Source organism: Nocardia sp. alder85J (assembly GCF_020176955.2).
Lineage (GTDB): Bacteria > Actinomycetota > Actinomycetes > Mycobacteriales > Mycobacteriaceae > Nocardia.
Map to the genome: position 1 here is coordinate 168,660 of NZ_JAIUCZ020000011.1, position 24,896 is coordinate 193,555.

General features: G+C 69.5%; 24 protein-coding genes. 15 read left to right on the top strand and 9 right to left on the bottom strand.

Annotated features, from left to right (window positions below; translation table 11 throughout):
• The first annotated feature begins 440 nt into the window (after positions 1–440).
• Both LBW94_RS34760 and LBW94_RS34765 read left to right on the top strand, forming a co-directional pair.
• The gene (locus tag LBW94_RS34760) at positions 441–2,627 is read left to right on the top strand and encodes a hypothetical protein (RefSeq protein WP_266272874.1); all 2,187 of its coding nucleotides are present in this window, start codon (positions 441–443) and stop codon (positions 2,625–2,627) included.
• A 73-nt stretch (positions 2,628–2,700) separates the two neighbouring features.
• The gene (locus LBW94_RS34765) at positions 2,701–2,853 is read left to right on the top strand and encodes a hypothetical protein (RefSeq protein WP_225061202.1); all 153 of its coding nucleotides are present in this window, start codon (positions 2,701–2,703) and stop codon (positions 2,851–2,853) included.
• A 310-nt stretch (positions 2,854–3,163) separates the two neighbouring features.
• Here LBW94_RS34765 and LBW94_RS34770 read toward each other — a convergent pair whose 3' ends face one another.
• Positions 3,164–3,442 (bottom strand): hypothetical protein, encoded by a 279-nt coding sequence (locus LBW94_RS34770; RefSeq protein WP_225061201.1) that lies wholly within the window; start codon positions 3,440–3,442, stop codon positions 3,164–3,166.
• 222 nt (positions 3,443–3,664) lie between these two features.
• Here LBW94_RS34770 and LBW94_RS34775 point away from each other — a divergent pair, with 222 nt between their 5' ends.
• The 5 genes from LBW94_RS34775 (at position 3,665) to LBW94_RS34795 (ending at position 6,942) form a co-directional block, all read left to right on the top strand.
• A complete protein-coding gene (locus tag LBW94_RS34775) occupies positions 3,665–4,042 on the top strand; it encodes a hypothetical protein (RefSeq protein WP_225061200.1) in 378 nt (125 codons plus the stop codon).
• Positions 4,043–4,248: 206 nt separating this feature from the next.
• The gene (locus LBW94_RS34780; RefSeq protein ID WP_225061199.1) at positions 4,249–4,626 is read left to right on the top strand and encodes a hypothetical protein; all 378 of its coding nucleotides are present in this window, start codon (positions 4,249–4,251) and stop codon (positions 4,624–4,626) included.
• Positions 4,627–4,705: 79 nt separating this feature from the next.
• Positions 4,706–5,398 (top strand): TIGR00266 family protein, encoded by a 693-nt coding sequence (locus tag LBW94_RS34785; RefSeq protein WP_225061198.1) that lies wholly within the window; start codon positions 4,706–4,708, stop codon positions 5,396–5,398.
• 41 nt (positions 5,399–5,439) lie between these two features.
• Positions 5,440–6,228, top strand: a complete 789-nt coding sequence (locus LBW94_RS34790; RefSeq protein ID WP_225061197.1) for an HAD family hydrolase — start codon at positions 5,440–5,442, stop codon at positions 6,226–6,228.
• A gap of 51 nt (positions 6,229–6,279) precedes the next feature.
• Complete coding sequence (locus tag LBW94_RS34795) at positions 6,280–6,942, top strand: TMEM175 family protein (protein ID WP_225061196.1); 663 nt, start codon at positions 6,280–6,282, stop codon at positions 6,940–6,942.
• An 82-nt stretch (positions 6,943–7,024) separates the two neighbouring features.
• On the opposite strand, the gene LBW94_RS34800 is transcribed toward LBW94_RS34795, so the two are convergent.
• The 6 genes from LBW94_RS34800 to LBW94_RS44535 all read right to left on the bottom strand — a co-directional run bounded on the left by LBW94_RS34800 (position 7,025) and on the right by LBW94_RS44535 (position 12,840).
• Complete coding sequence (locus LBW94_RS34800) at positions 7,025–7,807, bottom strand: sirohydrochlorin chelatase (RefSeq protein WP_225061195.1); 783 nt, start codon at positions 7,805–7,807, stop codon at positions 7,025–7,027.
• A complete protein-coding gene (locus tag LBW94_RS34805; protein WP_225061194.1) occupies positions 7,804–9,105 on the bottom strand; it encodes a sulfate adenylyltransferase subunit 1 in 1,302 nt (433 codons plus the stop codon). Before LBW94_RS34805 ends, LBW94_RS34800 begins: the two co-directional genes overlap by 4 nt.
• Positions 9,105–10,046 carry a sulfate adenylyltransferase subunit CysD gene (cysD, locus tag LBW94_RS34810; protein ID WP_225061193.1) on the bottom strand — a complete coding sequence of 314 codons (942 nt, stop codon included), beginning with the start codon at positions 10,044–10,046 and terminating at the stop codon, positions 9,105–9,107. Before cysD ends, LBW94_RS34805 begins: the two co-directional genes overlap by 1 nt.
• Complete coding sequence (locus LBW94_RS34815) at positions 10,043–10,759, bottom strand: phosphoadenylyl-sulfate reductase (RefSeq protein WP_225061192.1); 717 nt, start codon at positions 10,757–10,759, stop codon at positions 10,043–10,045. The genes cysD and LBW94_RS34815 overlap by 4 nt, the downstream gene beginning before the upstream one ends.
• Before the next feature lie 14 nt (positions 10,760–10,773).
• Positions 10,774–12,576 (bottom strand): nitrite/sulfite reductase, encoded by a 1,803-nt coding sequence (locus LBW94_RS34820; protein WP_225061191.1) that lies wholly within the window; start codon positions 12,574–12,576, stop codon positions 10,774–10,776.
• Between the two features lie 123 nt (positions 12,577–12,699).
• Positions 12,700–12,840, bottom strand: a complete 141-nt coding sequence (locus LBW94_RS44535; protein WP_416277020.1) for an Ms4527A family Cys-rich leader peptide — start codon at positions 12,838–12,840, stop codon at positions 12,700–12,702.
• A 200-nt stretch (positions 12,841–13,040) separates the two neighbouring features.
• On the opposite strand from LBW94_RS44535, the gene hemW reads away from it, so the two are divergent.
• From hemW to LBW94_RS34840, 4 genes are all read left to right on the top strand, one after another.
• Positions 13,041–14,201: a radical SAM family heme chaperone HemW gene (hemW, locus tag LBW94_RS34825; RefSeq protein ID WP_225061230.1), complete on the top strand. Its 1,161-nt coding sequence runs from the start codon at positions 13,041–13,043 to the stop codon at positions 14,199–14,201.
• Positions 14,202–14,406: 205 nt separating this feature from the next.
• Positions 14,407–15,438, top strand: a complete 1,032-nt coding sequence (gene hrcA, locus LBW94_RS34830; RefSeq protein WP_225061190.1) for a heat-inducible transcriptional repressor HrcA — start codon at positions 14,407–14,409, stop codon at positions 15,436–15,438.
• Positions 15,439–15,514: 76 nt separating this feature from the next.
• Complete coding sequence (gene dnaJ / locus LBW94_RS34835; RefSeq protein ID WP_225061189.1) at positions 15,515–16,666, top strand: molecular chaperone DnaJ; 1,152 nt, start codon at positions 15,515–15,517, stop codon at positions 16,664–16,666.
• Positions 16,667–16,673: 7 nt separating this feature from the next.
• Positions 16,674–17,414, top strand: a complete 741-nt coding sequence (locus LBW94_RS34840; RefSeq protein ID WP_225061188.1) for a 16S rRNA (uracil(1498)-N(3))-methyltransferase — start codon at positions 16,674–16,676, stop codon at positions 17,412–17,414.
• Positions 17,415–17,609: 195 nt separating this feature from the next.
• On the opposite strand, the gene LBW94_RS34845 is transcribed toward LBW94_RS34840, so the two are convergent.
• Positions 17,610–18,071, bottom strand: coding sequence for a zinc-ribbon domain-containing protein (locus LBW94_RS34845; RefSeq protein ID WP_225061187.1), 462 nt, complete (start codon positions 18,069–18,071; stop codon positions 17,610–17,612).
• 201 nt (positions 18,072–18,272) lie between these two features.
• Here LBW94_RS34845 and LBW94_RS34850 point away from each other — a divergent pair, with 201 nt between their 5' ends.
• Positions 18,273–19,658, top strand: a complete 1,386-nt coding sequence (locus LBW94_RS34850) for an LCP family protein (RefSeq protein ID WP_225061186.1) — start codon at positions 18,273–18,275, stop codon at positions 19,656–19,658.
• 77 nt (positions 19,659–19,735) lie between these two features.
• A complete protein-coding gene (locus LBW94_RS34855) occupies positions 19,736–21,412 on the top strand; it encodes an LCP family protein (protein ID WP_225061185.1) in 1,677 nt (558 codons plus the stop codon).
• Between the two features lie 9 nt (positions 21,413–21,421).
• Here LBW94_RS34855 and LBW94_RS34860 read toward each other — a convergent pair whose 3' ends face one another.
• Complete coding sequence (locus tag LBW94_RS34860) at positions 21,422–22,618, bottom strand: MFS transporter (protein ID WP_225061184.1); 1,197 nt, start codon at positions 22,616–22,618, stop codon at positions 21,422–21,424.
• Between the two features lie 101 nt (positions 22,619–22,719).
• Here LBW94_RS34860 and LBW94_RS34865 point away from each other — a divergent pair, with 101 nt between their 5' ends.
• Both LBW94_RS34865 and LBW94_RS34870 read left to right on the top strand, forming a co-directional pair.
• Complete coding sequence (locus tag LBW94_RS34865; RefSeq protein WP_225061183.1) at positions 22,720–23,646, top strand: LysR family transcriptional regulator; 927 nt, start codon at positions 22,720–22,722, stop codon at positions 23,644–23,646.
• 163 nt (positions 23,647–23,809) lie between these two features.
• Entirely contained in the window at positions 23,810–24,883 is a 1,074-nt protein-coding gene (locus LBW94_RS34870) for a PhoH family protein (protein WP_225061182.1), read from the top strand.
• Positions 24,884–24,896: the final 13 nt, after the last annotated feature.

Here is a 24,896-nt window from a genome sequence, read left to right on the forward strand (position 1 = left end):
AGTGCCCCTCGGCACGTGCGACGGAGATCTGCGGGTGCCTGATTCGTTCCATTATGGGGTGGGCAACCTTTTCGCGACTCCCTGTCGACGGCTCGAATTCTGGCGCGTTTTCGCGTTCGTCCGATTGTCTCAGCGTACCGGTCGGTATTCGATGGGAAATTACTGTGCGGTAGCTGGTTTCGGTCGATTTCAGTCATCTGCACCATCTCTGCTCGCGATTTTTCGACCTGGTCGCCGGTCTATCTGCGGTTATGCGATACATACCCATGGGTATGAAACCTTTTACGCTGATTGGCTGTTCGTGATCGGTATCCACCAGCTAACCTGTGATCGCTATTTGGTAAACGACCGCGACCACATGGTTCAACCGCGTGGGGCCGTGGTCTCGGTGCGTTGACGGGATGGCAATGACTAGTGGTTTCGGCATGAGCATCGGCACAGTGAATTCCGTGACAGCGGCCGCGGCCGGGGACCGGGAACGTCCGGCCGTGCGGGTCCGCCGCACGACCGTCACCTTCGACAGCGCGGGTGGCCCACGGATGAGCACCCTGCCCCGATTCGCGCCCGTGGTCACCGATTTCGCCGATCTCACCCGGGACTACGAGCCGCTCGTGCTCGGCGGGCGGATCTGGCGCCCGGCCGATCTGGTGGCCGCGGTGGCCACCTGCCTGATCGAGGCCGGCGGGCCCGCCGTGGAACCGGTGGCCACCTATCCGGCCTGCTACACCGACCGGCAGGTGTTCGCGCTGCGCCATGCCCTGAACTGGTCCGGAGCCGGCGCCGCCGTGCTGATGCCGGAACCGGTGGCCGCCGTGGAATGGCTGGACGCGGAACACGGTGTCTCCGAACGCGGTCTGACTCTCGTCTACGACCTGGGCGGAGGCAGTCTCGACGTGGCGATCGTCCGTACCGAGGCCGATCGCGAGGAGCGCGGGGTGCTGGGCCGCGCGGTGCGCTCACACACCTACGGTGGGCGCCCGCTCGGCGTCATCCTCGCCCGCTACGCGCGGGCATTGGCGCCGGGCGCACCCGCACCGGTGTCGAAGGTGGTCCCGGCCGTCGACACCGCCCGATTACGATCGTGGCACATCCGCAATTCCCTTCGGCTGGTACGCACATGCGTCCAGGCGAACGGCATCGAATTGACCGATGTCGACCGGATCCTGGTGGTCGGCGCCGCTGCCCGCCCCGCCGAGGTGGCGGAGGCGCTCGCCGAACTCGGTCCGCCGCTGGTGCTCTCGCCGGATCCGGGGCATACCGTGGCCGTCGGCGCCGCGCTCGCCTCGGCCCGGATGGCCGGCACCGGCAGCGAACTCGGCCGCTACGCGCGCGGCGCGGCCGTGATCTCCGGCGCCGCCGTGGCTTCCGCGCTGGCGATGTCGGCGGCCAGCATGATCGGCAACGGCCCCATCGGAACCGACGGCCCCGCACTGGAATTCGCCCCCGCCCTGGCGGGCCCGGCCGATACGGCCAGCGTCTACCACCAGGACGCGAGCATCCTGGACGGACTGGGTTCGGTATCCGGCGCGGCCCGCAAGATCCTGGCCTCGGTCACCACCGCCCGCGACTACGCCGTGGCGACCCGGGCCGTGGTGGCCGCGGCGACCGAAGAGGTGGAACGCCAGGTCGGCTCACACGGCGTCGGCACCCACTGCGACCCGGTCCGCACCACACCCACCTGGCTGTACGGCGATCCGGCACGGTTCACCAACCCACTGCCGTTCGCCGAGGCGACCGATCCGGCCACCCCCGCCGTGTCGTCACCCGCGACCGGCCTGCCGGGGCCGGCCCAGGGCGCCCCGACCGCTGCGGCGCAGCACATCGCGAACGGATCGGGCACCACCGCAGGCAACTCGGCCGCCGCCGGAACGAGCAACCCTCCGTCCGGCACGACGAGCGCGGGCGGCACGGTAGCGAGCTCACCCGGCGCCTCCGCGGGCGGCAGTTCGTCCACGGGCACCTCGGGCACCGGATCCGGCACGACGAGTGGTGATTCCGCCGGGACGGGTTCCGGTACCGCAGGTTCGGGCACCCCCGCCGGAACCCCGAATTCGGGTACACCGAACGGCAATTCGGGCGCCTCGGGTGCCGGTACCGGAGGCTCCGGAGCATCGAGTGGTGCTGCGTCCGGTACCGCGGGCTCCACTGCGGCAGATGGCAATTCGGGAGGATCAGCGGGTTCCGGTGCATCGGGCGGGAATTCGGGAGGATCCGGGCCCGGGAGCAGCGGCAACGCTGGTGGGGCGCCGGGCGGTGGGAACGCCGGTGGTGCCACGGCTGGCGGTAATTCGGGTGGGGCACCGGGTGGCGGGAATTCCGGTGGTAGCGCAGGTGGCGGTAACTCTGGTGGGGCACCGGGTGGTGGGAACGCCGGTGGTGCCACGGCTGGCGGTAATTCGGGTGGGGCACCGGGTGGCGGGAATTCCGGGGGTACCGCGAGCGGTGGGAACTCCGGCGGGGTGCCGGGAGGCGGGGCCGCCGGGGCATCCTCCGGCGGGATGGGATCCGGTGGTTCGGCCTCCGGCGGTGCGGCATCGGGCAGCCGCGCCTCCGATGGCGGTGGTCTCGGTAGTGGCGCCGGGGCCGGCGCAGGTGGCGGTCATGCGGGTGGTGGCGGTCATCGCTGACAGACGAGATTCCGCCCGGCCGACTGTGGATCGGAACCGGACGCCCATCGGTTCACCGAAGGTGGCTCCGCCGATGGACAGCCACCACGGCAGTCCCCTCGTCGGCCGACCGCCGGATGCTGCCCAGACGACAGATGAGCAGTCGATGGACGAACTCTGGTTCGAGGGCGACGGCTTCGTCGTCGACGGACGGCGGGCCGTCAGGGAGCGACTACTCGGTTGCTGACGATGGCCGGTGCTCGTTCGACGGCGGCTCGGTCGCCGGATGACCGGTCGTGGTTGCGCGGAAACACTGTCGCCGGTGGGCCACCGGCGGTGGTCGAACGACGACTCATCGGTGGCGGCTGTCATCGGTGGTCGGTGGTGGAGCCGGAGTATGCGGCGCGTGGAATCGAACCGCATCGTCCGCGGCGGACGATCGGGGGGTCGTCGGCGCAATCGGCCTGCCACGTACGGAAGGTCGCGATCCTGGCGTACGTGAATTGAGGGGTACGCCGGGATCGCGATTTGCGATCAGAGCTGCTCGTATTGTCCTGCTACCACTCGTAATAGGACGTGACGGCGGGCTGACCGGTGTATCCGGGGCCTGCCTGATCGTCGGCGCCGAGATATTCGGCGTCGATCCAGCCGATCGGTCTGTCGGGTGCGGCGCGGAGCGCGGTCGCCAACTGCCGGTACGGATCGAAACCGAGTTCGCGGGTGTAACTGTTCACGCCCGACAACCGGCGGTCGCGATTCATCGCATTGTTGGCGACCACCGAGGTGCATTCCAGCGCGGTGTCGTCGAGAAGTCGCCGGCCCGATCCTGGTGTCACCGTTCGACTCCAGTCGCCGCCACAGCGTCGCCGCGGCGAATTCTCGCCGGTGCGGGGGATAGCCGCTGATCGGCGGGAGTGGCCGTGGCCATTGTGGTTTCTCACATGTTGATCCGGGCCGGGCTATGAGATATCAATGGTCCGTTCGCATCTCGGCCCCGACGTTCGATCGTCCGGGGAATGCGAGGGGATCGGGGGCCGGGGAAATACGGAAGGAAGACAATGAGCCATCGTGCCATTCGTGGCGTGAGCCGGGCCATGGTGATCGGGGCCCTGCCGCTGGCCGTCGCCCTGGAGATGTCGGGGGTCGCCGGCGCCGCTCCGGTTGCGGCGCAACCGGAGCCGGTCGTGCAGTCGGTGTCGCAGGGTGTGCCCCTGGAGATCGCCACCGATCCGAGCGCCCACGATTCGGATCCGCTGCACAACGGGATCGCCGGCGGCGCCCTGGCCGGTGCCGCCGGGTCCGGAATCCTCGGCGCCGCTACGGGTTCCGGTATCGGTGCGATTCCGGGCGCGATCAACGGAGCGGTGTGGGGGACCATCATCGGCGCGCTGGTGGGCGTGTTCGCCCCCGACGCGGTGCCGCAGGTCCTGCCCTGACCCTGTACGTCCGCATCACCGACGGCCGCGCACCCGAGTGCGCGGCCGTCGCCGTCTCCGCCCGCATTGCCGGGTGATCCGGATCCGATCCGGTCGCATTGTCTGTCGAGCCGGATCGGCCTCCGCCCCGGAACCCGGACGCGCTGCCGCCACCGCCGGGAGTGGCTATGGTATTGCCTGGTCGGGTAGGAACGAGAGGACATTCCATGAGCCGTCGTGTTGCTCGCGGCGTCGGCCGCGCGCTGTTGGTCGGGGCACTGCCGCTGGCCGTCGCACTGGAAACCACCGGGGCCGCGTCCGCGCAGGCGCCGGCCACCGCACCGGAACCGGTCGTGCAGAACGTCTCTCAGGGCGTGCCGCTGGAGATCCGGACCAATCCCGACGCGTTGGACCACGATCCGATCCAGAACGGCATCGTCGATGGTGCCGCTGTCGGCGCCGCCGGATCCGGGATCCTGGGCGCCGCTCTGGGTTCCGGTGTCGGAGCGATTCCGGGGGTGATCGTGGGCGCCCTCTGGGGTGGTTTCGTGGGCGCGCTGCACGGCTACTACGACCCGCGTTCGGTGCCGCAGGTGCTGCCCTGAGCGGCGTTGTCGCCCCCTGATCCGGGTTCCCCCGGAAGTCGCCGCGTGACAGTGACTTCCGGGCGTGCACACTGATCTGGTGGAAGCCAGAATCATCGGAACCGTCATGCCCGTGCTCGAGGTCGCGCTGAACCCGGGCGATCGTCTGATCGCGGAGGCCGGGCAGCTGTCCTGGATGACCGAGTCGATCCAGCTGCACACCTCGACGCGGTCCGCCGCCGGTGGCATGTTCGGCGCGATGCGCCGGGCGTTCGCCGGAGCGGGGCTGTTCATGACGGAATATACGGCGGCGCATCATCCGGGCCGCGTGGCCTTCGCGACGAAACTGCCCGGGCAGATCATGCCGGTCCCGGTGCAGCCGGGATCCGAATATCTGGTGCATCGGCACGGATTCCTCTGCGCCACCGACGATGTGCAGATCGGGCTGAGTTTCCAGCGGCGGCTGGGCGCGGGCATCTTCGGCGGCGCCGGATTCACCCTGCAACGACTCGGCGGCCGCGGGCAGGCCTGGGTGGAGCTGTCCGGTGAAGTCGTGCAGTACAACCTCGCCCCCGGCGAGACGCTGCGCGTGCATCCCGGGCACGTCGGCATGTTCGACGCCTCGGTGAGCTTCGACATCACCGTGTTGCGCGGTATCCGCAACATCCTCTTCGGCGGCGACGGCCTGTTCCTGGCCCAGCTGACCGGTCCGGGCCGGGTGTGGCTGCAATCGCTGACGATCGCCAATCTCGCACACGCGGTCGCGCCGTATCTGGCCACCAGCGCGGGGTAGTCCCCTGTAAGTGCATCTGCACAGTCGGGGACAATGAACCCGTGGATGCCGTCAGACCCGAGTTGATCGCCCTGGACGTGGACGGAACTCTGCTGGACACCGGCTCACCGGCCACGCCCCGGGTGCGCGCGGTGGTGCGATCCGCGGTCGCCGCCGGGGCGCACGTGGTCGTCACCACCGGGCGCACCCTGCTGGCCACCCGAGTGGTGCTGGAGGAACTCGGCGTCGCCGAGGGCCACGCGCTGTGCTCCAACGGCGCGGTGCACGTGGACATCGCGACCTGGCGGCCGCACGTCACCCACACCTTCGACCCCGTACCCTCCGTGGCCGTGCTGCGATCGCTGTTCCCGGACATGGTGCTGTCGGTGGAGAAGGTCGGCATCGGCACCTGGGCCACCGGTTACTACCCGGGCAGTTTCCGGCTCGGTGAGTTCCGCTTCGTCGAGGACAGCGATCTGGGCCTGGAACCCACCACCCGGCTCAACGGCTGGTGGCCCGGCGGCAGCCTCACCGAGATGGTGGCGGTGCTGGGGGAGGTGCGGCTGCCCGGCGCCGGCTGGGTGCACGGCGAGTACGAACCGTGGCTGGTCGCCTCCAAACAGGGCGTGTCCAAGGGCTGGGCGCTGGAACGCCTGCGTGCCCAGCTGGGCATCCCGCACGCGGCCACCCTGGCCGTCGGCGACGGCTACAACGATATCGAGATGCTCAGCTGGGCAGCTCATTCCGTGGCGATGGGCAATGCCGTCGAACCGGTCAAGGCGATCGCCGACGAGATCGCCCCCGATGTCACCGCGGACGGCGTCGCCGAGGTGCTGGAACGCTGGTTCTGACCGATCGCGCCGTTCGGATGCGTGCGGCCGGGAACTCGGTAAGGTCGTCCCGTGACCGGACAGCCCCTATGGCACAAGGCCGAAAAACCGCGCACCACGCGCGGGTTGGAACGCTTGATCTTCTTCACCGACGCCGTGGTGGCCATCGCCATCACCCTGATCGCGCTGCCGCTGGTGGACAGCGCGCGGGAGGTGACGACCTCCACGGCCTCGAAGTTCCTGTCCGAGAACACCTTCGCCATCATCGCCGCCGGCGTCAGCTTCGTGGTGATCAGCGCCTTCTGGCGCGAGCACCACACCACCTTCGAACGGGCCACCGGCTACACGCCGCTACTGATCCGGGTCAACATGCTGTGGCTGGTCGGCATCGTCACCATCCCGGTCGCCACGGTCCTGATCGTCTACACCCACCGCGACGACCGCGTGGCCATCGGCCTGTACATCGGCCTGCTCGTCTACACCCTGGTGATCACCCGCCTGATCGAGTTGCTGCTGTACCGCGCCGACCTGCTGTCCGACCACCCGACGGGCACCGATATCGCGCTGCGCTGGCTCTACGTCGGGGTCGCCGTCGTCGCCATGCTCCTCGGGATTTTCTTCCCGCACGTCGGCATGTGGTGGCTGCTGCTCCTGCTCCTCAACGCCCCGATCCAGACCGCGATCCGGCGCGGACTGAGCCCGGGAGAACCGGATCCGGCCGCTCCGGCCGAATAGGGTCCGCCCGTCGGCGCGCGCTGGTCGGAATGCCCGGCACGGTGTCCGGGGCAGCAGCCGGAGCCGGGATCCGGAGCCCGGATCAGGCCGACAGCGGGAGCGGGAGGGAGACGGCGTTGGTGTAGCGCTCGAGGACCACGTCCACCAGGGCCGGATGCGCGCCGAGCGGGGCGGCGAAAGGATGGGGTCCGGCCGCGCCGTGCAGCCGGTCGGTGAGCCGGCCGGGGGCCAGGAACCAGGGGGCGATCACCACACGCTGACAGCCCCGTGCGCGCAGGCGTGAGATCGTTTCGGGCAGTGTGGGTTCCGTGGTGGCGAAGCAGACCTCGGCGCGCCAGGCGGTGCCCGCGACGAGCGGGCGGGCGAGGCGGCGAGTGCGGTCGTTCGCGGCGGGGGAGGAGGAGCCGACGGCCGCGACCGCGACACCGACGCGGGGATCACGCGGATCGGCCCCGGTGGCCCGGACCCGATCGCGCAGCGCGGTGACCAGCCGGGGATCGGCGCCCAGCACATCGGCCTGGGTGCAGTGCAGGAACGGGTGCCGGGTACGGGCCGCCGCCAGCAGTCCGGGCAGATCGACCCGGGCATGGAAGGCGCTGCCCAGCAACAGCGGAACCGCGACCGCCGCGGTATGTCCCGCCGCCGCAACGGCGTCCACCGCACGCTCCACCGACGGTGCGTTCAGATCGAGGAAGGCCGGATACACGTCCAGTTCCGGGCGCGCGGCGGCGACCGCCGACACCACCTCGGAAACCGTTGCGGCCGAACGCGGATCGCGGCTGCCGTGGGCCACCACGACGAGCGCCGGGCGGCCGGGACCGATCGGGTCCCGGCCTTCGCCTCCACCGCGGCGCAGCGGGCTCATCGCGGCGACGAGGCGCCGACCTCGACGGCGGTCAGCGCGTCGCCGACCAGGCCCGCGGCCAGGGTGTTGCCCCCGGCCGGATCGATCAGCAGGAAGCTGCCGGTGTGCCGGTTGACGCGGTAGTCGTCGGCCACGATCGGATCGGCGACCCGCACCGAGATGCGGCCGATATCGTTGAGCGTCAACGACTCCGGAGCCGGATCGGCGGCCAGGTTCTGCTCGTCGAAGCGTTCGATGAGCGCGCCGACGATGGCCTGGGTGGTGCGGGTGCCATGCTTGAGCAGCAGCCGGGCGCCCGCGCGCAGCGGCTTGTCGCCGAGCCAGCAGACGGTGGCGTCGAACGCGTCGATCGGCTCCGGGGCGTCGGCGACGGCGGCGATCACGTCGCCGCGCGAGACGTCCACGTCGTCGGCGAGAATAAGCGTGACACTGCGGCCGGGCTGCGCGGTCGACAGCTCACCGTCGGGGGTGTCGATGCGCTCGACGGTGGTGCGGGTGCCCGACGGCAGCACCACTACCTCGTCGCCCTTCGACACGACGCCCGCGGCGACCTGACCGGCGTAGCCGCGGTAGTCCGGATGTTCGGCGGTGCGCGGGCGGATCACGTACTGCACCGGGAAGCGCAGCCCGACCCGATGGCGGCCGTAGCTGTCCGCGTCGACCGGCACCGATTCCAGATGCTCGATCAGCGACGGCCCGGTGTAGTACGGGGTGCCGGCCGAGCGGGAGGCGATGTTGTCGCCGTGCAGCGCGGAGACCGGAATCTCCTGCACATCCTCGGCGGCCCAGCCGAGAGTGGCTGTCAGCTCCCGGAATTCGGCCCGGATGGTGTCGAAGACCGCGGGAGCGTCGTCGACCAGATCGATCTTGTTGACCGCCAGCACCAGCTTCGGCACGCCCAGCAGCGCCATCACCGCGGCATGTCGCCGGGTCTGCTCGATGACGCCCTTGCGGGCGTCGACGAGCAGGATCACCAGCTGTGCGGTGGACGCGCCGGACACCGTGTTGCGGGTGTACTGCACGTGCCCCGGAGTGTCGGCGAGCACGAAAGACCGTGCGGGAGTGGCGAAGTAGCGATACGCCACGTCGATCGTGATGCCCTGCTCGCGTTCCGCGCGCAGGCCGTCGACCAGCAGCGAGAGATCCGGGGTGGCCAGGCCCTTGTCGACCGAGGCGCGGGTGACCGCGTCGATCTGGTCGGCCAGCACGGATTTCGTGTCGTACAGCAGGCGCCCGACCAGTGTGGACTTGCCGTCGTCGACACTGCCGGCGGTGGCCAGTCGTAACAGGTCGGACATCAGAAATAACCCTCTCGCTTGCGGTCTTCCATGGCGGCCTCGGACACTCGGTCGTCGCCGCGGGTGGCGCCGCGCTCGGTCAGCCGCGAGGCGGCCACCTCCGCGAGGATCGCCTCGTTGTCGGCGGCATCGGAGATGATGGCGCCGGTGGTGGATCCGTCACCGACGGTGCGGTAGCGCACCGACTTCACCAGCAGTTCCTCGTCGTCGCGCGGGCCGCCCCAGCTGCCCGGAGTCATCCACATACCGTCGCGCTGGTACACCGGGCGTTCGTGCGCGTAGTAGATCGTGGCCAGTTCCACGTTCTCCCGCGCGATGTAGCGCCAGATGTCCAGTTCGGTCCAGTTCGACAGCGGGAACACCCGGACGTGCTCGCCCGGCGCGTGCCGGCCGTTGTACAGATTCCACAGCTCCGGCCGCTGCCGCTTCGGATCCCAGCGCCCGAACGCGTCGCGCAGCGAGAAGATCCGCTCCTTGGCGCGGGAACGCTCCTCGTCGCGGCGGCCGCCGCCGAACACCGCGTCGAAGCGGTGCTCGGTGATGGCGTCCAGCAGCGGCACGGTCTGCAACGGGTTGCGGATACCGTCCGGCCGCTCCTGCAACCGGCCGTCGGCCAGATAGTCCTCGACCGATGCGACATGCAGGCGCAGCCCGTACTTCTCGACCACCCGGTCCCGGAATTCCAGCACCTCGGGCAGATTGTGCCCGGTGTCCACGTGCAGCAGCGCGAACGGCAGCGGCGCCGGCCAGAAGGCCTTGAGCGCCAGGTGCAGCAGTACCGTGGAGTCCTTACCGCCGGAGAACAGGATCACCGGCCGCTCGAACTCGCCCGCGACCTCGCGGAAGATGTGGATGGACTCGCTCTCCAGGGCACTGAGCGTGTCGAATTCGTCGAGCGCGGCCAGCACGTCGGAATCGCTGGTGATGTCTGCTGTGGTCATGACTGGTGCAACCCGCATTCGGTCTTGGCGAGGCCGGCCCAGCGGCCGCTTCGCGGATCGGCTCCCGGTTCCGGCTTCCGCGTGCACGGAGCGCAACCGATGGACGGATACCCCTCCTCCACCAGGGGATTGACGAGGATGCCGTGTTCGGCGATGTAGCCGGACATCTCGTCGTCGGACCAGGCGGCGATCGGATTGATCTTCACCAGGCCGAAGCCCTCGTCGAAGGAGACCAGGGGCGCATTGGCCCGGGTGGGCGCCTCCACCCGGCGGATGCCGGTGACCCAGGCGTTGTACCCGGTCAGCGAGTTACCCAGCGGCACCACCTTGCGCAACCGGCAGCACTCGTTCGGCTCGCGCTCGAAGAGGTTGCGGCCCAGCAGCGAATCCTGTTCGGCCACGGTGTGTTCCGGCGTCACGTTGACGATGTTCACGCCGTACACCAGTTCGGCCGCGTCCCGGGTGCCGATGGTCTCGGCGAAGTGGTAGCCGGTGTCCAGGAAAAGCACATCAACCCCCGCGCGGACCTGTGCGGCCAGGTGCACCAGCACCGCGTCCTGCATGTTGGAGGCGACGATGTAGTTCGAACCGAAGGTGTCCTCGGTCCACTGCAACAGCTCGGCCGCGGTGGCGTCCGAACCCAGTTGCGCCGCACCGTCTGCGGCGATCCGGCGCAGCTCGTCCTCGGACAGTTTCTGCAAAGTGGTTGCCATGATCTGAAACTCCGTTACCGTAGGTCGGCTTCGTCGGCGCGGACAGCCCACTGCGCGAACCGCTCACCGCCGGTGCGGCCCTTGACGAAATTGCGCACGACGCGCTCGATGTAATCGCCGACCTCGTCACCGGTCACCTTGTGCTGACGCAGTTTGCGGCCGAAACCGCTGTCGAGGCCGAGGCTGCCACCGAGGTGAACCTGGAAGCCCTCGATCTGATTCCCGTCGCCGCTGTCGATCAGCTGACCCTTGAAACCGATGTCCGCGATCTGGGACCGGCCACAGGAATTGGGGCAGCCGTTGATGTTGATGGTGATCGGCACGTCCAGCTGGGAGTTGATGTCGGCCAGCCGCTGCTCCAGCTCCGGCGCCAGCACCTGGGAGCGCTTGCGGGTCTCGGTGTAGGAGAGCTTGCAGAACTCGATACCGCTGCACGCCAGCAGGTTCCGCCGCCAGATCGACGGACGGGCGTGCAGGCCCAGTGGTTCCAGCTCGGCGATCAGCTGCTCGACCTTGTCGTCGGCGACGTCCAGCACGATCAGCTTCTGGTACGGGGTGAACCGGATGCGATCGGAGCCGATGCGCTCCACCGCGTCGGCCACCGCGGTCAGGATGGTGCCCGAGACCCGCCCCGCGATGGGAGTGAAGCCCACGGCGTTGTGCCCGTTGCGCAGCTTCTGCACGCCGACGTGGTCGATCGGGCGCTCCGGCTGTTGCGGCGCGGGGCCGTCGATCAGCTTCCGCTTCAGGTACTCGTCCTCCAGCACCTGGCGGAACTTCTCGACGCCCCAGTCCTTGATCAGGTACTTCAGCCGGGCCTTGGCGCGCAGCCGGCGATAGCCGTAGTCCCGGAACAGCGAGACGACCGCCTCCCAGACGTCCGGCACCTCGTCCAGCGGCACCCACGCGCCGACGCGCTGCGCCAGCATCGGGTTGGTGGACAGGCCGCCACCGACCCAGAGGTCCAGGCCGGGGCCGTGTTCGGGGTGGTTCACGCCGACGAAGGCGATGTCGTTGATCTCGTGCACCACATCCTGCTGGCCCGAGATCGCGGTCTTGAACTTGCGCGGGAGGTTCGAATATTCCTTCTTGCCGATGTACCGCTGCACGATCTCCTGGATCGCCGGGGTCGGGTCGAGGATCTCGTCGAACGATTCCCCGGCCAGCGGCGAGCCCAGCACGACGCGGGGGCAGTCGCCGCACGCTTCGGTCGTCTGGAGGCCGACGGCCTCGATGCGCCGCCAGATCTCCGGGACGTTCTCGATCTCGATCCAGTGGTACTGGACGTTCTCGCGGTCGGACAGGTCGGCGGTGTCGCGCGCGAATTCGGTGGAGATGCCGCCGAGGGTGCGCAGCTGGGCGACGTTCAGCGCACCGGCGTCGCACCGGATGCGCATCATGAAGTAGCGGGCCTCGAGGATGTCGATGTTGTCGTCGCCGGTCCAGGTGCCGTCGTAACCCTGCTCACGCTGGGTGTAGAGGCCCCACCAGCGGAACCGGCCGCGCAGGTCGGCCTTGTCGATCGAATCGAAGCCGCCCTTGGCGTAGATGTTCTCGATCCGGGCGCGGACGTTGAGCGGGTTGTCGTCCTTCTTGCTCTGCTCGTTGGGGTTCAGCGGCTCGCGGTAACCGAGTGCCCACTGGCCCTCCGACTTGCGGCGGACGGGTTTGCCGGCGGTGCGCTGGCGCGGTCCGGAGACCTCCTCGCGCGGGCGTGCCCGCCGCTCCTTGGCGGCGAGGGCACGCTCCCGCGCGGCCTGCTCGCGCGCGGAGTTCGCGGATTCTGGTGTGGGACCGGCGTCGGTGCTCGACGTCATGGGGTCGCTCCTGCAAGGTTTTGATCAGGCCTGACGACAGGGAGGAGGGGCTGGCTCACGCCTGGCGATAGAACACGGCCGGGAAAGCCGGCGGCATCGGACGGGACGCCGGGAAGGGCCGGACTACCGGAGGCGATCCGGCAGACAGCCTGCGCTACAGACACGCTTGAAATCGACGTGGCGACGTGCCACCAGTCGGACTCCAAGTTCGGTCATGGTGCCCATTGTGCCATGTGAACAGGGTCTTTCCGACCGTGGGTCCATATTTTCCTTCAATTCGAGGGAAATCCCCTGGACGGGCGTCCCAAATTGTGAGATCGGTCATATAACGACCGTCCGGATTGCCGGGCGGGCCGCATTCGCGCCGAGTCGGTGACCGACCCTGGCGAACCACCGTTCACACTGGTGGGGTGATCCCGACCGCCCCGCCCTCGCCGTCCACGGCCGCCGACGCGCCCGAGGTGGTGCTGCGCGATTTCGGGACCGGCCCGTTCGGCATCTATGTGCACGTGCCCTTCTGTGCGACCCGGTGCGGCTACTGCGACTTCAACACCTACACCGCCGGCGAACTGGGCAGCTCCGCCTCGCCGCAGTCCTGGCTGACCGCGCTGCGCGGCGAACTGTCCGCTGCCGCAGGACTTTTCGCGGAACTTCCGAGTTCGCAGCCGGAGGTGTCGACGATCTTCGTCGGCGGCGGCACGCCCTCGTTGCTCGGCGGTGACGGGCTGGCCGAGGTGCTGGCCGCGATCCGCGCGCACTTCCCGCTGGCCGCCGCTGCCGAGGTATCCACCGAGTCGAATCCGGAGTCCACCTCGCCCGCCTTCTTCGAGCGGCTGCGCGCGGCCGGGTTCACCCGGGTGTCGCTGGGCATGCAGTCCGCCGCCGAACACGTGCTGCGGGTGCTGGACCGCACCCACACCCCGGGCCGGGCGGTCGCGGCGGCCCGGGAGGCCCGTGCCGCCGGATTCGAGCACGTCAACCTCGACGTCATCTACGGCACCCCGGGCGAGACGACGGCCGATCTGGACGCCACCCTGGACGCCGTGCTCGCCGCGGGCGTCGACCACGTCTCGGCGTACTCGCTGATCGTCGAGGACGGCACCGCGCTGGCCCGCAAGGTCCGCCGCGGCGAACTGCCCGCCCCGGACGACGACGTGCTGGCCGCCCGCTACGAACGCATCGATGCCCGGCTGTCCGCCGCCGGCCTGGACTGGTACGAGGTCTCCAACTGGGCCGCCGGTCCCGCCGCGCGCTGCCGGCACAACCTCGGCTACTGGGACGGCGGCGACTGGCTCGGGGCGGGGCCGGGCGCGCACAGCCACGTCGGCGGGGTGCGCTGGTGGAATGTGAAACATCCGGCGCGCTACGCGGATCGGGTGGCTGCCGACGGCTTGCCCGCGGCCGGTTGCGAAACCCTCACAGCCGACGAGCGCTACCTCGAGCGCATCATGCTCGGGGTCCGGTTGCGCGACGGCCTGCCGCTGACCGACCTCGACGCGGCCGGGCGCCGCGCAGCGGAACAGGTGGTCACCGACGGTCTGGCGACGCCGATCGCCGGACGGCTGGTCCTCACCGACCGGGGCCGGTTGCTCGCCGACGCCGTCGTCCGCGCGTTGCTGACATGACGCCACGAACGGGGAACGGGACTGTGAATTCCGGGTGTGACGGTGATCTCCGCGCACGATTGTTCTCGCAGCTGGATCGGGGTATGCGAGGGATCGGCGCACCGCCATTTAAACTGGAATTCGGATGAACCCGGGAACCCGTGCCGAGGTGGCTCATGCGTGGGCGCACGAGCCAGGGAATGAGGCGAACGAGGAGGTGGGGACCATGTCGAGCACCGAGCAACGGCGACTCGAGGTCCTGCGCGCGATCGTCGCGGACTATATCGCGACCAAAGAGCCGATCGGGTCGAAGAGCCTGGTGGACCGCCACAATCTGGGCGTCTCCAGCGCGACGGTACGTAACGACATGGCAGTACTGGAAGCCGAGGGGTACATCACGCAGCCGCACACCAGTTCCGGTCGGATTCCGACCGACAAGGGTTATCGCCAGTTCGTCGACAACATCTCCGAGGTCAAGCCGCTGTCGGTGGCCGAGCGGCGGGCCATTCTGGATTTCCTGGAGAGCGGGGTCGATCTCGACGACGTGCTGCGGCGTGCGGTGCGGTTGCTGGCCCAGCTGACCCGGCAGGTGGCCATGGTGCAGTACCCGACGGTGTCGGCGTCCACCGTCCGTCACCTCGAGGTGGTCGCGCTGAATCCGGCCCGGTTGCTGCTGGTGGTGATCACCGATACCGGTCGCGTCGATCAGCGCCTGGTCGACCTGGGCGCGGTCATCGACGACGAGGGGCTCGCGGTGCTGCGGGCCATGCTCGGCAAGGCGATGGACGGCAAGCGGCTGGCGGTGGCCTCGAAGTCGGTGGCCGAACTGCCCGAGCGCTCGCCGGCCCGATTGCGCGACGTCCTGATCCGGGTGTCGACCGTGCTGGTGGAGACACTGGTCGAACATCCCGAGGAGCGGCTGGTGCTGGGCGGCACCGCGAACCTCACCCGCAACGGCGGCGACTTCGGCTTCCCCGGTTCGCTGCGCGCGGTGCTGGAGGCGCTGGAGGAGCAGGTGGTGGTGCTGAAACTGCTCGCCGCCGCGCAACATCCGGGCATGGTGACCGTGCAGATCGGCGAGGAGACGAAGGTCGAGCAGATGCGCGGCACCTCGATGGTCTCGACCGGGTACGGTGTGCCCGGTACCGTGCTGGGAGCCATGGGGGTGCTCGGCCCGACCCGCATGGACTACCCCGGAACGATCGCATCGGTCGCCGCGGTGGCCCGGTATATCGGCGAGGTGCTCGCCGAGCGATGAACGGACTGCGGCACGATAGGGCGGCTGGGTTGTCGATCAGCTGCGGCACACATTCGGAACAGGACTAGAGACTCACGTGGCACGGGACTACTACGGAATTCTCGGTGTCGGACGCTCCGCGACCGACCAGGAGATCAAGCGCGCCTACCGGAGGCTGGCGCGGGAACTGCACCCCGACGTCAATCCCGACCCGGACGCGCAGGAGAAGTTCCGCGACGTCTCCGCCGCCTACGAGGTCCTCAGCGACCCGGAGAAGCGGCGCGTCGTCGACATGGGTGGCGACCCGCTGGCCAGCAGTGCGGCCGGTGGCTTCACCGGCGCCGGTTTCGGTGGCCTCGGTGATGTGTTCGAGGCGTTCTTCGGCGGCATGAACACCGGCGGCTCGCCCCGCGGCAAGCCGCGCGGGCGGGTGCAGCCGGGTGCGGATTCGCTGCTGCGGACCCGGCTCTCGCTGGCCGAATGCGCCGTCGGTGTGACCAAGCATCTGACCGTCGACACCGCGGTGCTGTGCGATGTGTGCCAGGGCGCGGGCACCAACGGCAACTCCAAGCCGGTGCGCTGCGAGACCTGTGGCGGCGCCGGTGAGGTGCAGACGGTGCAGCGGTCCTTCCTGGGTCAGGTGATGACCTCGCGGCCGTGTCCCACCTGTCGCGGTGCGGGCGAGACGATTCCGGACCCGTGCCGCAAGTGCGGTGGCGACGGCCGGGTGCGTGCCCGCCGCGAGATCGCCGCGCCGATCCCGGCCGGCGTCGCCAACGGCATGCGGGTGCGGCTGGCCGCCCAGGGCGAGGTCGGCCCCGGCGGCGGCCCCGCCGGCGATCTGTACGTCGAGATCGTGGAGCAGCCGCACGACACCTTCGTCCGCGACGGCGACGATCTGCACTGCACGGTCCGGGTCCCGATGGTGGACGCCGCGCTGGGCACCACCGTGGTGGTCGACACCATCCTCGACGGTCCCACCGAACTGACCATCCCGCCGGGCACCCAGCCGGGTGAGGTGTCGGTGCTGCGCGGGCACGGCATGCCGAAGCTGCGCTCCACCTCGCGCGGTGATCTGCTCGCCCATCTCGACATCGTGGTGCCGGCCAAGCTCGACGCCAAACAGGTCGACCTGCTGCGCAAGTACAAGGCGTTGCGCAACGGTGAGCGCAGCGAGGTGCTGACGGCCGGCTCCGAACACAACAGCGGCCTGTTCGCCCGGTTACGGGCGTCCTTCAGCGGCCGCTGAAATCCCGGTGGCCGCAACGGTTTTCTACCTCGACGAGATCCCGGAGCCGGGCGGTGTCGCGGTGCTGGACGGCCCGGAGGGCCGGCACGCCGCGACCGTGCGGCGCATCCGGGTCGGCGAGCCGATCACGCTGTCCGACGGCGCGGGCCTGCTCGCCGAGTCCGAGGTGGTCGCCACCGCCAAGGACCGGCTGGATCTGAAGGTGCTGAATCGGGTTGTCGCCGAACCGGTCACCCCGCCGGTGACGGTCGTGCAGGCGCTGCCCAAATCGGACCGCTCGGAACTGGCCGTGGAACTGATGACCGAGGCGGGCGCCGACGTGATCGTGCCGTGGCAGGCCGCCCGCTGCGTCGCCAACTGGGAACGCAAGGCGGACAAGGGCGTCGACAAGTGGCGCGCGGCCGCCCGCGCCGCCGCTCGCCAGTCCCGCCGCCCCTACATCCCGGACGTCACCGACCTGTACCGGACCACCGACGTCGCGGACCTGATCCGGACCACGGTGGTGGAGGGTGGCATCGCAGCGGCGTTGCACGAATCCGGTGCGGCCCGTTTCACGGAGTTGTCCGTGGCGACGGCGACCGGTGTCGTGCTGATCGTCGGTCCTGAGGGCGGCCTCGACGACTCGGAGATCGCCGCCTTCACCGAGGCCGGTGCACAGGCGGTGCTGCTGGGCCCGACGGTGCTGCGCACCTCCACGGCCGCCGCCGTGGCCCTCGGCGCACTGGGGGCGCTGACCTCGCGCTGGTAGCGTGCGTCCCGCGGGCTGCGCCACGTGGGTCGGTGGTCACCGTGCCGGTCGGTTGTGACGCTGCCGCGGTCGGTCGTGACGCTGCCGCGGTCGGCTGTGACTGTGGCCCCTGCAATCGGGTACTGCCGCACCCGCTGTGGGGCCGGTATGCGGCGGGCTCCGCCTCCGTTCGGGGCCCGCCGGTGACCGGTCCGCTCAGCGCTGCCCGTACGGGTAGGGCTGTTGCGGCGGGTACTGCTGCTGGTGCTGCGGATATTGCTGCTGCTGCGGGTACGGCTGCTGATAGCCCTGTTGCTGGTAGCCCTGCTGCGGATAGGGCGGCTGGTAGGCAGCCTGCTGCGGCTGCGCGGTGGCCCACGGCTGCGAGGCGCTCTGGGCCGGTTGCTGCTGTGGCATGCCCTGGGCCGGCGCCTGCGGCACGCCCTGGGCGGTCGCGAGCAGTTCCGGGACCCGGTCCTTCGCCACTTCGGAGCCCGCGCCGCAGAAGGTGCACTGGAGTGTGTGTTTGGAGCTGAGCGGGATCAGCGGGATGAAGAACAGGGTGAACCAGGTGGTGAGCTTGCGCAGGTTGTGCGCGGACGGATTGTGGCAGTGGCCGCAGACCAGCGTGATGATGGCCAATTGTGCGACGGTACGCCGCCAGCCCCAGATGAGCATGTGAAACCCCCGAGCGATGAAAAGAATGACGGCGAGACTGTACTCGCGCCGTAGAAGTAACGCCAGTGACGGGAAGGGGGTCATGCGGCGCCGGATACGACGGTGACGGGGCACACAGCGAGCGGCGCGGTGTCCTATTCGTCCTTAAAATTGAATCGTATGAGGATCGGTCGGCGACGTTCGGCCACAACGGAGCCCGGTGTGGAACAGCCGGACTCGGAGGAGGGCGACGGCCTGCCGTCGCCCCGATCGGTGCGGCACCGGATCGCGCTCGCCGGCCGGATCGGCGTGCGGACGCTCGCCGCGCTGACCGCGCTGGTGGTCCTCGCCGGAACCGGTTGGGCGTGGCGAAACTACCACACCGCCCTGACCGGTGTCACCGTTTCCGATGCGCTGCACGACACCCCGCGCTCGCCGGGGGCGGATCAGAACATCCTGGTGATGGGCCTGGACAGCCGCCTGGACGAGCAGGGAAAACCGTTGCCGCAGAACATGTACGACGCGCTGCACGCCGGTGACGACACCGTCGGCGGTCACAATGCGAATGTGCTTATCCTGGTGCACATTCCGGGCGACGGCTCCAAGGCCACCGCGATCTCGATCCCCCGCGACGACTACGTCGCACTGGACCCGGCCGCCTGCACGGTGACGGTGAGCTGTAAGGGAAAGATCAAGCAGGCCTACGGTTTCGCCTACGCGCGCGCCAAATCGGCGCTGTCGGGCACCGTGACCGACACCGCCGATCTGGAGCAGCGTTCCCGCGACGCCGGGCGCCGCGCCGAGATCGCCACGGTACGAAGCTTTCTCGGCGACATGCCGATCGACCATTTCGTCGAGGTGACGCTGGCCGCGTTCTTCCAGATCGCCGACGCGGTGCAGCCGATCACGGTGTGCCTCAACGAGAACACCACCGATTCCTACTACTCCGGCGCCGAATTCCGCCGGGGCGTGCAGCAGATCGACGCCTCGCAGGCCATGGCGTTCGTGCGGCAGCGCCGCGATCCGCATCCGGCGCTGGATTTCACCGATCTGGATCGGACCCGGCGGCAGCAGGCGTTCATCGTGTCGGTGGCGCGCAAGCTCCAGGACAGCGGCACCCTCGCGAACGTCGGCACGCTGTCGGACCTGCTGGCCGTCGCCGAGCGTGATCTCGCCATCGACCACGGCCTGGATCTGCCGCAATTCGCCGCGCAGGCAGCGGATCTGATGTCCGGCGGGCTGTCGCTGTACACGCTGCCGATCAAGGAGTTCGCCACCACCTCCGGGGGTGAGGACGTGAACCTGGTCGATCCGGCCGGGATCCACGGCATCGTGCGCAGCCTGCTCGGGTCTGCCGATCGCACCGGTTCCCCCTCGTCCACCCCGCCGCCCGCCGCCACCGGACCGTCCGGCGGTGGCGCGGACGCCACCGGGATCGTCGGCGGCGGCCCGGCCGCTGCCACCACGAGCGGCTCCGGAGCCACCGTGACCAGCACCACGACCGCACCCCCACCGCCGCTGGTCTCGGCCACCGCACCCGGCGCCGCGGCCCCCGGGGTGACCGATCTGTCCACTATGGATTCCGATGGCATACCCTGCGTCAAGTAGCCCGGCGCGCGGTGGCGCATGTGAGACAGCACTGCCGGGTCGGCACCGACGGGCATCGATCCCTATATTCGGTCTGTATGGCGCGCGTTGGTGAGTATCCGCGAAGACAGACGGACCCGGTCGATCCGGCAACCGTCCCGATTCGGCCGTACACGTCACCGCGCCGCCCCCGCCGACCACCGCGCCGGCGCACCTCACGCGCCCTGATCGCGGGCCGGTCCGTCATCGCACTGGCGGCGGTGCTGGTGCTCGTCGGCACCGGGACCGCGTGGCGCACTTACCACACGGCGCTGGCCGGGGTGACGACCTCGAGTGCGCTCGACGACGGCCCGAAATCCGTCGGCGCCGATCAGAACATCCTCATCATGGGATTGGACAGCCGGCTCGACGAGCACGGAAATCCGTTGCCGCAGGACATGTACGACGCGCTGCACGCCGGTGACGACAGTGAGGGTGGTTACAACTCGAATGTGCTGATCCTGATGCACATTCCGGGTGACGGGTCGAAGTCGACGGCGATCTCCATCCCGCGCGACGACTACGTCACGCTGGATCCGGCCGCTTGCGGCGGGTCCACCTGCAAGGGCAAGGTCAAGCAGGCGTACGGCCTGGCGTATCAGGCGACGAAGGACAAACTCACCTCGACGGTCAAGGACCCGGTCGAGCTGGAGCAGCGCTCCCGCGACGTCGGCCGCAAGTCCGAGATCGCCACGGTGCGAGCCTTTCTCGGCGGAGTGCCGGTGGACCACTTCGTCGAGGTGACGTTGGTGGCCTTCTTCCAGATCGCCCAGGCGGTGCAGCCGATCACGGTGTGCCTCAACGAGAACACCTCCGACCGCTTCTTCTCCGGCGCCGATTTCCACAAGGGCGAGCAGCAGATCGATGCCGAACAGGCGATGGCGTTCGTGCGGCAGCGCCGCGATCCGGACCCGGATCTGAACTTCACCGATATGGACCGCACCCGGCGGCAGCAGGCGTTCATCGTCTCGCTGGCCCGGCAGTTGCAGGACAGCGGCACCCTGACCAATATCGGCAAACTGCGCAGCCTGCTCGATATCGCGAAGCAGAACATCGCCATCGACAGCGGTCTGGATCCGATGCAGTTCGCCCAGCGCGCCTCGACCATGATGTCCGGCGGCATGACCCTGTTCACGCTGCCGGTGGTGGATTTCGGGCAGGACGATCTCGGCGAGGACGTCAACATCGTCGACGTCCCGGCGATCCGCGCCACCGTGCACGATCTGCTGTTCCCGCCCGGCGCCGCGTCGAGCACGCCGACCAGCACCGCCACCGTCACGGTGCCGATCCCGGCGGCCACGGGCGTGACCCTGAACGTGGTCAACGGCTCCGACCAGAACGGCCTGGCCCGCAAGCTGGAGGTGGCTCTGGTGAACCGGGGTTTCACCGCCGGTGACGCGGTCAGCGGCGGGTCCCGCAACACCACTGCGATCACCTACGGCACCGGCGCGGATTCGGCGGCGGCGGCGCTGGCGGATCAACTCGGTGTGACCGCCACCAAGTCGTCCGCGGTGGATTCGCACACGGTCGTCGTCACCATCGGCGCCGACGTCACCAGCAACGCGACGATCACCACCATGGTCGCGAGCGTGCCCGACGACGCCACCACCTCGGCGACACCCACCTCCACCACCCCGCCGCCCCCGCCGGTCTCGGCCACCGCGACCGGCAACAACTCCCCGGCCCCCACCGACCTGTCCTCGATGGACTCCGGGAAGGTGCCCTGCGTGAAGTGAGCGCGCGGGTCAGGCCCGAGGCCCCGACGCCACGGCCGCGACGAGCCCACCCGCGATCACGCCGAGCGCCACCACATATCCGGCCAGGCCGGCCCAGCCGTACCGGCCGAACATCACCCCGGCCAGTGCGCCGACCACCGAACTGCCCGCGTAGTAGCAGAACAGGTACAGCGAACTGGCGGCGGCGCGATTGCCGATCGCGGCCGCGCCGACCCAGGCCCCGGCGACCGTGTGCGCACCGAAAAAGCCTGCCGTGAAAAGCAATACACCGAGGATCACCGTCGCGAGCTGGTCCGGCAGGGTGACCAGCACCCCGGCGCACATGATCAGCACGGACACCGTCAGCACCCGGATGCGGCCGAGCCGGTGCACCCAGCGTCCGGTCAGTGTCGCGGTGACCGTGCCCGCCAGGTACAGCACGAACACGAATCCGGCCACGGCCGGGGGCAATTCGAACGGCGCCCGGGTGAGCCGGTAGCCGAGGAAGTTGTACACCGAGACGAATCCGCCCATCAGCACGAAGGCCAGCCCGAACAGCGCGAACAACGTACGGGAACGCAGTTGGGCACCGAGATCCCTTGCCAGGGAACGAATTCGTAGCGGCCGGGGGGTGACCGGCCGGGCCGCGGGCAGTGCGCGCAGGAACCATACCGCGCAGGCGGCGGCCGCCACTGCCCCCGTCTCCGCCGCCCACCGCCACGGCATCGCTTCCAGCGCCAGCGACGGCAGCAGCCGGCAGCCGAGCCCGCCGAGCGTGGTGCCCGCCACGTACACGCCCATCGCCGCGCCGAGCCGCTCACCGCGGATCTCCTCCGCCAGATAGGCCATCGCCACCGCGGGTACCCCCGCCACGACCAGGCCCTGCAACGCCCGTCCGGCCAGCAGCACCTCCAGGGTCGGACTCCACGGCAGCAGCAGCCCGATCACCGCCGATCCGACCGTGGACACGATCATCACCCGCGCGTGCCCGAATCGGCCGGACAGCACGCTCACCGGCACGATGGCGAGCGCCAGCACCCCGGTGGTCAGCGAGACGGCCAGCGCCGCATGCGCCGGCGTGGCCCCGAATGCCGCCGACAGGCTCGGCAGCAAAGCCTGCGCGCTGTACATGGCCGCGAAGGTGGTGACCCCCGCCGCGAAGGCGGCCCGGACGATCCGGCGTTCGTGGGCGGCGATGCCGGTCTCGGCGGGAAGGGTGCTGGTCACCTGGTCAGCTTCGGACCGGTTCGTTCCGAAGGGAAATGCATAATGGGCTTCGAGTTGATGCGTGAGACGTATTAGCAGAGGCGACGGGCAGGAGCAGCGGCATGACGAGTGACGAGTTGCACTGGTTCACCACCCTCGCCGAACTCGAGCACGTCGGGGCCGCCGCCGACCGATTACACGTCTCGCAGCCCACACTGTCGCGGATGCTGGCTCGGCTGGAGCGCCGGCTCGGCGTGCGACTGTTCGATCGGCACGGGAAGCGATTGGCGCTCAACGATTTCGGCCGGGTGTACTACGAGCACGCCCGGCGCGCCCGCGCGGAGCTGGAGGCGGCCGGGCGGGCTCTGGCCGATCTGGCCAATCCGGCGCGCGGCGTGGTGCGATTGTCGTTCCTGCATTCGGTGGGCGCCCGCCTGGTGCCGCAGCTGATCGCCGATTTCCGGCGTGGGTCCGGCCGGGTCGCCTTCACCCTCGATCAGAACGGCGCGGAGGGGGTCACCGGCAGTGTTCTGGACGGCAGCGCCGATCTGGGCATCGTGTCGCCGCGCCCCGCGGAATCCGGGCTGGGCTGGCGAGCGCTGCTGCGGCAGCGGCTGGCTTTGGCGGTGCCGCCGGACCATCGGCTGGCCGGGCAGCGCCGCATCCGGCTCGCCGAAGCCGCCGACGCGGAGTTCATCACCACCCATCCCGGCTACGGCATGCGCCGCATCCTGGACGATCTCGGCGCCGCCGCCGATCTGCGGCCCCGCATCGCCTTCGAATGCAGCGACCTGGTCACCGTGACCGGCCTGGTCACGGCCGGTCTGGGCGTGGCGATCGTGCCGCTGGAGGATCCGTCCCGCCCGGCCGGTCCCGGCCCGGTGCTGATCCCGCTGGCCGATCCGGGGGCCACCCGCACGGTCGGCCTGATCTGGTCGGTGGCCGCGGTGCCCGCGGACGCGGTCCGCGGCTTCCGGGATTTCGCCGTCGAATGGGCCGCCGGTCAGGCCGCGGACGCACGCAGCGTGCCCCATGTCTCACGCCCGTGACCTGCGGGTTGCGCTTTATTCACTGGGCGCTGTCGGTGCCGCGCGTTAGACTTTTCTCACCGACGAAAGACATTCGAGGCCGCATACTCCGGTCTCGAGACCGGAAAGCAGGCCAGAGCAACTTTTGCGAACAACAGGTGACAATGGCGACCCGGCCACCCCGATGGCCGGTGTCGGGGCCGACGGCAACGGTGGTGGCCCCGCCGCGCGGACAGTGCGCTCCAGTATCGAACTAGCTCCCGAATCCGTCTTCGGCCTCCTGGGGTCCGCCGACGAGAACCTGCGTGAACTCGAACGTCTGCTCGACGCCGACATCCACGTGCGCGGCAATGCGGTCACCCTGACCGGCAAGGCTCCCGACGTGGCGCTGGCCGAGCGGGTGATCGAGCAGCTGGTGGCCCTGACCACCCGCAATCGCATGGTCACCCCCGAGGCGGTCCGGCACACGCTGTCGATGCTCACCGAGGGCTCCTCGGATTCCCCCGCGGAAGTGCTGAGCCTGGACATCCTGTCCCGTCGCGGCAAGACCATCCGCCCCAAGACCCTCAACCAGAAGCGCTACGTCGACGCCATCGATACCCACACCATCGTGTTCGGCATCGGCCCGGCCGGTACCGGTAAGACGTATCTGGCGGTCGCCAAGGCGGTCCAGGCGTTGCAGACCAAGCAGGTCACGCGGATCATCCTCACGCGTCCGGCGGTGGAGGCGGGCGAGCGGCTCGGCTTCCTGCCGGGCACGCTGAACGAGAAGATCGACCCGTACCTGCGCCCGCTGTACGACGCGCTGCACGACATGATGGATCCGGAATCCATTCCGAAGCTGATGGCCGCCGGCGTCATCGAGGTCGCACCGCTGGCCTATATGCGCGGCCGCAGCCTCAACGATTCCTTCATCATTCTGGACGAGGCGCAGAACACCACTCCGGAACAGATGAAGATGTTCCTGACCCGCCTCGGCTTCGGCTCGAAAGTCGTTGTCACAGGCGACGTCACACAGATAGACCTGCCCGGCGGCACGGTCTCCGGCCTGCGCCGGGTCAGCGAGATCCTCACCGACATCGAGGACATCCACTTCGCCGAGCTGACCTCGCGCGACGTGGTGCGCCACCGGCTGGTCGCGGAGATCGTGGACGCCTACGACCGCTACGAGTCGGAGATACAGCCGCAGGTCGGGGCGACGCCGTATTCGGGCAACCGGGCCCAGCGCCGCGCGGCCGAGCGGGGCGGGCGGCGCTGACCCAGCGGTGGCC

What these genes read in the sequence shown, in the direction of transcription:
- LBW94_RS34765 (WP_225061202.1), top strand. Translation starts at nt 2,701, where the DNA reads ATGGACAGCCACCACGGCAGTCCCCTCGTCGGCCGACCGCCGGATGCT.
- LBW94_RS34775 (WP_225061200.1), top strand. Translation starts at nt 3,665, where the DNA reads ATGAGCCATCGTGCCATTCGTGGCGTGAGCCGGGCCATGGTGATCGGG.
- LBW94_RS34780 (WP_225061199.1), top strand. Translation starts at nt 4,249, where the DNA reads ATGAGCCGTCGTGTTGCTCGCGGCGTCGGCCGCGCGCTGTTGGTCGGG.
- LBW94_RS34800 (WP_225061195.1), bottom strand. Translation starts at nt 7,807, where the DNA reads ATGAGCCCGCTGCGCCGCGGTGGAGGCGAAGGCCGGGACCCGATCGGT.
- LBW94_RS34805 (WP_225061194.1), bottom strand. Translation starts at nt 9,105, where the DNA reads ATGTCCGACCTGTTACGACTGGCCACCGCCGGCAGTGTCGACGACGGC.
- cysD (WP_225061193.1), bottom strand. Translation starts at nt 10,046, where the DNA reads ATGACCACAGCAGACATCACCAGCGATTCCGACGTGCTGGCCGCGCTC.
- LBW94_RS34815 (WP_225061192.1), bottom strand. Translation starts at nt 10,759, where the DNA reads ATGGCAACCACTTTGCAGAAACTGTCCGAGGACGAGCTGCGCCGGATC.
- LBW94_RS34820 (WP_225061191.1), bottom strand. Translation starts at nt 12,576, where the DNA reads ATGACGTCGAGCACCGACGCCGGTCCCACACCAGAATCCGCGAACTCC.
- LBW94_RS44535 (WP_416277020.1), bottom strand. Translation starts at nt 12,840, where the DNA reads ATGGACCCACGGTCGGAAAGACCCTGTTCACATGGCACAATGGGCACC.
- hrcA (WP_225061190.1), top strand. Translation starts at nt 14,407, where the DNA reads ATGTCGAGCACCGAGCAACGGCGACTCGAGGTCCTGCGCGCGATCGTC.
- LBW94_RS34845 (WP_225061187.1), bottom strand. Translation starts at nt 18,071, where the DNA reads ATGCTCATCTGGGGCTGGCGGCGTACCGTCGCACAATTGGCCATCATC.
- LBW94_RS34855 (WP_225061185.1), top strand. Translation starts at nt 19,736, where the DNA reads ATGGCGCGCGTTGGTGAGTATCCGCGAAGACAGACGGACCCGGTCGAT.
- LBW94_RS34865 (WP_225061183.1), top strand. Translation starts at nt 22,720, where the DNA reads ATGACGAGTGACGAGTTGCACTGGTTCACCACCCTCGCCGAACTCGAG.
- LBW94_RS34870 (WP_225061182.1), top strand. Translation starts at nt 23,810, where the DNA reads ATGGCCGGTGTCGGGGCCGACGGCAACGGTGGTGGCCCCGCCGCGCGG.